The organism is Streptomyces sp. NPDC002403 (genome assembly GCF_053593015.1).
The window spans coordinates 24,147-31,295 of record NZ_JBSFBQ010000072.1 but is presented as its reverse complement, the minus strand read 5'-3'; the positions used below and the strand labels follow the sequence as shown (position 1 = coordinate 31,295).

The following is a 7,149-nucleotide window of genomic DNA, read 5'->3' as shown; positions in this document are numbered from 1 at the left end:
GCAGCTGACTCTTAATCAGCGGGTCCGGGGTTCGAGTCCCTGGCGGCGCACAGACAACGCACTGGGCGGTTCACGTACACACGTGAACCGCCCAGTGCGTTTTTTGCTGCCCGACGGGATGTACAGATGTTTTAAACAGCCGTACTAGACAAGCGTTTTAAACAGTCGTACATTTCCTGGCATGACGAACGCCACGAGCACCACCGCCGAGCGCGGCCAACTGGCCGGTCGCCGGGAATGGACCGCCTTCACGGTCCTCCTGCTTCCCCTCCTCCTGGTCTCGATGGACATCTCCGTCCTCTTCTTCGCGATCCCGTCCATAGACCGGGACCTCGCCCCCAGCGCCACCCAGCAGCTCTGGATCTTCGATGTGTACGCCTTCGCCCTGGCCGGCCTGCTCATCACGATGGGCTCGCTCGGCGACCGGTTCGGCCGTCGCAAGCTGCTGCTCCTGGGCGCGTTCGCCTTCAGTGCCGCGTCCGTGGCCGCCGCGTACGCCAACAGCCCCGGGATGCTGATCGCGGCCCGCGCCCTGCTCGGGGTCGGCGGGGCGACGCTGATGCCGTCGACCATGGGGCTGGTGCGGAACATGTTCCGCGACGAGCGGCAGCGCGGCCGGGCCGTGGGGATCTGGTCGGGGGCCATGGCGGGCGGGATCGCGCTCGGCTCGGTGCTCAGCGGGATCATGCTGGAGCACTTCTGGTGGGGATCGGTCTTCCTGATCAATGTGCCGGCGATGCTGCTGCTGCTGGTTCTGGTCCCGGTGCTGGTCCCGGAGTTCAAGGACCCGGCCCCCGGACGGTTCGACCTGCTGAGCGTGCCGCTCTCGATGGGGTCCGTGCTGCCGGTCGTCTACGGCATCAAGGAGAGCGCCGCCCACGGGCTCGATGTGCAGAACGGGCTGATCATCGCCGCCGGGCTGGTCGTCGGCCGGTTCTTCGTCCGCCGTCAGCGCGGCCGCGCCGACGCGATGATCGGCCGGGAACTGTTCCGCGACCGCCGCTTCGGGGTGGGGATCGGGCTGAACGCGCTGGCCGCGTTCGCCATGATGGGTTCCTCGTTCTTCACCACGCAGTATCTGCAGTCGGTGCTCGGCATGGGCACGATGGAGGCCGCGCTGTGGAGCCTGGCGCCCTCGCTCGCGGTGGGTGCCGCGGCCCCGACGGCCACGGCGATCGCCCAGCGGACCGACCGGGCGCGGGTCATCTGCGCCGGTTTCGTCATCGCCGCCGCCGGCTTCGCCGTCCTCGCCCTGACCGGTACGGATTCCCTGTGGCTGCTGCTCGGCGGCTGCGCCGTGATGAGCTGCGGCATCGTCACCGTGATGGCGCTCGTCTCCGACCTGGCGCTGTCCACGGCCCCGCCGGAGAAGGCGAGTTCGGCGGCCTCGCTGCTGGAGACCGGCCAGGAGTTCGGCGGTGCGACGGGGATGGCCCTGCTGGGCGCGGTGGCCACCGCGATCTACACCGCGGACATGCCGGACTCCGCTCCGGAGGTCGCCCGCAAGACCCTCGCGGGTGCGGTGGCCACGGGCGACGGTTCGCTGATCCCGATCGGGCGGGAGGCCTTCGTGCACAGCATGCAGTACGCCTCGGCGGCGGGGGCCGCACTGTTGCTGACGGGGGCGGTGCTGGCCGCGACGCTCCTGCGGAGGGCGGGGGCCGCGGGGGCCGCCGCGCAGCGGGAGCCGGCCCTGACGAACTAGGGCCTAGGCCCCGTCCACATGCCTTGCCGCTGTGTCCTCGATCGCCGGACGGGCTCGAACTCCACGCCCGTCCGGCGCGTTCGGTCCGAGCACGGCGCGCCCGTGTGCCTCGTACTCACGCAGCAGAGCGCTCAGCCGCTCCTCGCCGAACGGCTCGTACCCGGCGCCGTCCCCCTTCCACCAGACGGACCCCCCGGACCAGAACCCCTCCCGGCGCAGCCCCACACGGTGCACCTTGTTCGTCGCCGTGACCGGCATCGCCGGGACGATCCGGACGAAGGCGGGGGCCATCTTCGTACCCAGGTCCGACTGTGCGGCGAGGAAGGCGGCGAAGGCGGTCGGGTCGAAGGCGGCCCCCTCCCGCATGGCCAGCGCCGCCATCACCTGGTCCCCGGCGACCGGGTCGGGCACCGCGTACACCGCCACGGCCGCCGCGTCCGCCCAGCGGGCCAGGATGTTCTCGATCATCGCGGCGGCCAGGTTCTCGCTGTCCACCCGCAGCCGGTCGTCGGTGCGGCCCGCGAAGTAGAGGAAGCCCTCGGCGTCACGGAAGAAGAGGTCCCCGGTCCAGTACCAGCCGCCGCGGACCCGCTCGGACTCCGCCGCGGTGTTGCGCCAGTAGCCCTCGAAGGGCGTACGTCCCCGGTTGACCAGCTCCCCGATCGCCTCGGCCCCGTTGGTCAGCCGGCCCGCCCCGTCGAAGACGGCGGCGGCCCGCTCCTCACCGGTCTCCGGGTCCACGACCGCGAGGTCGTCGCGGGCCGCGGCCTTCCCGATCGCCCGCTCCGGGGTGTCGGGGGTCCGCTGGATCGCCGCGCCGCCCTCGGAGGAGCCGTAGCCCTCCACCAGCCGCACCCCGAACCGCTCCCGGAACCGGGCCGCGTCCACCGCACCGGCCTCGGTGCCGAAGCCGAGCCTGAGCGGGTGCTCTCGGTCGTCCGGGCGCTCGGGGGTGGCCAGCAGATACTGCACGGCGCGGCCGACATAGGTGAAGTACGTCGCCCCGTGCGCCCGTACGTCGTCGAGGAATCCGGAGGCCGAGAAGCGGCGGCGCAGCGCGACGGCGGCCCCGCCGGCCAGTGCGGGGGCCCAGTCGGCGATCACGGCGTTGCCGTGGAACATCGGCATGCAGATGTAGTGGACGTCCTCGCGCCGTACGCCGAAGTGGTCGACGAGCGAGCGTCCGGCCGCCGCCAGCCGTCCCTGGGTGCAGATCGCGGCCTTGGGCGCGCCCGTCGATCCGGAGGTGAAGTAGAGCAGCATCCGGGTTCCGGGGCCGATGTCCGGCCGGGCCGTGTCGCCGGGCACGGCCCCGGCGTACGGGGCGAGGAGTTCGGCGTACGCGTCGGTGTCGGTGACCAGCATCCGGACACCGGGGAGGTCCAGGCCGTCGAGCAGCGGCAGATGGGCGCGTTCGGTGATCAGGACCCGGCAGTCGGTGTGCAGGATGTCCCGGGCCATTTCGGCGCCGCGCCGGGTGGGGTTGATACCGGCCACGGCGGCCCCGGCCAGGGCCGCCGCGCTCAACCAGAGGGGAAATTCAGGGGTGTTGTCCAGCAGCACCCCGAGGTGCGGTTCGCTGCCCGCCGACAGCAGATCCGCCAGGAGCGCGGCCCGTGCGGCAGCGCCCGAGGCGACCTGGTGATGAGTGAGGACGGTGTCCTGATGTCTCAGTCCGGGCCGGTGGTCGCCCCATTGGCGCTGTACGAGCTCCGCTACGGTGCCTGCGCTCCTCATGGCGCCGCACGGTAACTGACTAGACGTCAGAACTGAACATCGGAGCAGGCGTAGAACGCGTTGCCCGTGTCAGCGATGTTCCAGACGCTCAGGATGATGTGCTTCCCGCTCTTCTGGGTGGGGATGGTGCCCTGCTGGGTCAGGGTCGCCGGGGGCTGCTTGCCGCCGTACGGCACCGTCATGAAGGGCTGCGATTCCAGGGCGGCCCTGGTCAGCGGCTTGGTGGGGTCCCAGCCGTCCTTGGTGATGTAGTAGCGGAAGTCCGTCGTGGCGTGGCGCGCGGTGAACTGCCAGCGGAAGCTGAAGCCCTGGCCGGCGGTGACCTTGGTGGCGGGCCAGTTGCCGCCGCGCGGGTCGTCGAGCTGGGCGAATTCGCCGTGGCCGCCGGAGCAGATCGCGCCGTCGGCCGGACCTGCCGCCGGGAAGCCCTTCGGGCCCTCGACGCTCTGCGGCTCCCACTGGATGTTGCCGCAGCCCGTCACCGTGCCGTTGGCACAGAGCTTCTGACGGCTGATGGGGTTGTCGGTGTAGCCGTGGCTGCTGGCAGTGCTCGTCGCGAACATCGAGACGCCCGCGATTGCCAGGCCGACCACGGCCGCGCTTGCCCTTTTACGCATTGCTGTCGCTCCTCAAGAACGTGGGGGAGGTTCCATGAGCTGTGCTGCACGCGTGCCCTGCGGTCTAGACCAAGACTTAGATTATTGACGGGATATGAACATGTCCAGACCAATGAGAGTTGGATTCCGCTTGACCGCGCGGCCTCCTCCCGGAGCCCTCAGGCGCCCTCCCCACCGCTGCGTCCGGTGTAGAAGGCCACCGTCAAGTCCTTGACCAGGGACTTCCGTTCGTAGTCGTCGAGCTCCACGATGCCGCGGGCGGTCAGCCGGTTGACCGTGTCGTCGACCGCGTCGACCACCGAAGTCAAGACACTGTCGCGGTGCTTGGCGTCGATGGCGGCGATCCGGCGGCGCTGCATCGCCGCGGCGACCTCCGGCGCGTACTCGATTCCGGTCGGCTGCGCCGAGTACACCTCGATGCCGACGGGTTCGCAGTCCGCCTTCAGCATCCGGGTCAGCGCGTCGCCGACCGCCTCGGCGTTGCGCAGGGTGTGCGCGTCCTCGTGGAAGGCGTCGGCGGGCAGCTGCGAGAGGACCCGGGCCATCGCCGCCTCGACCTGCTCGCGCAGATACGCCTCGTGGTCGGCGACCCCGAGCGTCGCCCGTACGGTGTCCTTGATCCGCCACACCACGAGGACGACGACGCGCAGCGCCGTGCCGTTGGCGTCCACGGCGGGGAGCGGTTCGCTGCGCCAGTGCCGCAGGCGTACGTCGACGCGGCGGCGCAGCAGCAGGGGGCTGATCCACATCAGCCCGGTCCGCCGCACGCTCCCCCGGTACTCGCCGAAGAGCGTCAGCACCCAGGCGTACCCCACACGTCCACGGCTCAGGCCGCCGAGCGCGAAGAGCACCAGCGACACCAGCGCGACGAGCGCCGCCCAGGCGCCGGTCCCGATCCCGTCGTACGGGCGCGAGCCGATCCCGAACCGGGCGAGCGCGCCGGCGGGCAGCGCACCGATCCACCAGAGCACGGCACCCCCGGCGGCGGCCCCGGCCAGTCCGGCGAGCAGCGCGAGCCAGCCGGGGAGCGCGGGGCCCGACCGCTCGGCGAGCCGTGGATCGGCCAGCGGGGCCGGGCGCGTCGAGGGCCGCACCTGGGGCCCCCGCGGCACGGGCGGCCGCCGCACTCCCGTCTGCGGCGGGTCGCCACCGGCCGCCCGTGGCAGCACATCGGCGGGGAGAGCGGCCGCGTCGGCGCGCGCGGCGTCCTCGCGGAAGAGCAGGTGCACGGGGATGGACGCGGTCCGCTCGTTGGCGATGACCGCGTGGTGGCGCCCGATCCCCCACGGCGTGTCGCCGGGCTGCTGCACGGCCCCGTCGCCGCCGGAGACGGGGAGGGAGTCGAGGGCGGTGCCGGGGGCCGAGCGGTGCCGGGGCGGGGACGGGGCGGGTTCGGCCCCCGGCGCCGCGGCCGGGACCGACACCGAGGCCGAGGTCGCGCCGAACGCGGAGTCCAGGTCCTCGCCCGGGACCAGATCCAGCACGAGATCGACCACGGAGTCCGGACCGGCCTCCGCGACGGACCCCGCCTCCGGGACGGCGACCGCGACCGCGGCCCCCGGACCGGCGGGCCCGTCCGGGCCGGCGTCCTCCCGCCCGGGCGGCGCCACCCGGTCCGGGCCGCACACCTGGACGGGCTCCGGCTCCCGCCCGTCCTCCCGCGGCCTTCCGTTCTCCGGGGTTCCGGAGCTGTCCGACACCGTGGATCGCATACCCGCCTCCGTCATGTCCGTCGTGTCACCCGAAGAGCCGGCGCCAGGTCTCCGGGCCGGGGTAGCCGTCGGCCGCTCCGCCCCGCCAGCCCTGAGCCCGTTGGAAGGCCTCGACATTGCGCCGGTCCGCCTCGGTCCACCGGGGCCCGGGTCCCGACGTGTAGTACTTGCCGAATCCCTTCTTCACCAACTGCTTCCCGAGCCTGTCGACATGGCTGTTGGACTGTCCGGGCCGGAAATGGCCCCGCCCGGGGAACTTCGCATCCGGGTTCGAGTCGCCGTGGCCGGCGCCCGTTCCCCCGGCGCCGGGGATGTCCCGGCCGGTCCCGTCGGCCAGCAGCCGCCAGGTGTCGGGGCCGGGGATGCCGTCCGCCTCCTTGCCCTTCCAGCCCTGGGCCTTCTGGAAGGCCTGGGTCGCGCGCCGGTCGGCGTCGCCCCAGCCCGGACCGGGGCCGACCGTGTAGAAGCGCTTGCCGCCCCGGTCCATGAGCATCGTGCCGAGCTGGGTGACGTACTTGTTGCTGGCGCCGGGGCCGAACTTCGCGGCGCCCGGGAACCCCGCCGCCGAGGAACCGCTGCCGGTGCTGCCGCTGCTCAGGCCCTTGTAGCGGTACGCGACGTAGTTGCCGGAGTTGGTCCAGTACGCCATGGGCGTCTTCTTCTTGCGGGTGTGCGGCTTCGTCTGCTCGTACGCCGTGTAGTGGGTGTGCGTGTAGTCGGTCCAGCCGCCGAAGATCGTGACGTGCGAGCCCTTCGAGGGGTCGGCCGGGTTGTGGAAGAGCAGGATGTCGCCGGGCTGGAGCTCCTTCCGTGCGATCCGCGTCCCGAACGCGGCGAGACTGCCGGTCCATTCGTTGCCGGGCAGGTTCCAGGCCATCGACACGAAGCCGGAGCAGTCCTGCCGGTATCCGTCGGACCAGTACTTGACCATGCTGTACGGGACCTCGGCCGACACCCACTTCTTCGCGCGGTTGATGATGTCGGCCCGGCTGCTCCTGCGCAGCTTGGGCGTGGTCGTGGTGGACGACGGCGGCCCCGCGGCGCCGGCGCCGCGCAGCGGTCCGGGCCCGCCCTGCGGACTGTCCCCGTCCGAGTCCGTCCGGGCGGCTCCGGCCGCCCCCGCCGCCCGGTCGCCCGTCGTACCGGTCGACCCCACCGCCTCGGTGACACCGGAGCCCAGCACCACTCCGGCCGCGGTGGCCAGCACCAGGGCGCGGCGCGCCCCGTGTGCGGCCGGATGACCTCCGTAGCGCACGGGCAGTGCACCGGCAGCGGCCCGCCGCTGCGCGGCGCACCCCGCACAGATGCAGTCGATGGCGGGCACGTACTCCTCGAAAGCCGGCACAGTCATGCGATTCCCCTCCGCACTCGTCAAGAT

General features: G+C 72.2%; 5 protein-coding genes. 1 reads left to right on the top strand and 4 read right to left on the bottom strand.

The window, feature by feature from the left end:
• Window positions 1-181: 181 nt before the first annotated feature.
• Window positions 182-1,705, top strand: a complete 1,524-nt coding sequence (locus tag ACWCPY_RS38930) for an MFS transporter (RefSeq protein WP_451273263.1) — start codon at window positions 182-184, stop codon at window positions 1,703-1,705.
• Window positions 1,706-1,708: 3 nt separating this feature from the next.
• On the opposite strand, the gene ACWCPY_RS38925 is transcribed toward ACWCPY_RS38930, so the two are convergent.
• The 4 genes from ACWCPY_RS38925 to ACWCPY_RS38910 all read right to left on the bottom strand — a co-directional run bounded on the left by ACWCPY_RS38925 (window position 1,709) and on the right by ACWCPY_RS38910 (window position 7,122).
• Entirely contained in the window at window positions 1,709-3,442 is a 1,734-nt protein-coding gene (locus ACWCPY_RS38925) for an AMP-binding protein (RefSeq protein ID WP_451273261.1), read from the bottom strand.
• A gap of 26 nt (window positions 3,443-3,468) precedes the next feature.
• Window positions 3,469-4,059 (bottom strand): lytic polysaccharide monooxygenase auxiliary activity family 9 protein, encoded by a 591-nt coding sequence (locus ACWCPY_RS38920; protein ID WP_451273259.1) that lies wholly within the window; start codon window positions 4,057-4,059, stop codon window positions 3,469-3,471.
• A 158-nt stretch (window positions 4,060-4,217) separates the two neighbouring features.
• The gene (locus ACWCPY_RS38915; RefSeq protein ID WP_451273257.1) at window positions 4,218-5,771 is read right to left on the bottom strand and encodes an SPFH domain-containing protein; all 1,554 of its coding nucleotides are present in this window, start codon (window positions 5,769-5,771) and stop codon (window positions 4,218-4,220) included.
• Window positions 5,772-5,796: 25 nt separating this feature from the next.
• Window positions 5,797-7,122, bottom strand: coding sequence for a peptidoglycan-binding protein (locus tag ACWCPY_RS38910; protein WP_451273255.1), 1,326 nt, complete (start codon window positions 7,120-7,122; stop codon window positions 5,797-5,799).
• Between the last annotated feature and the right edge of the window lie 27 nt (window positions 7,123-7,149).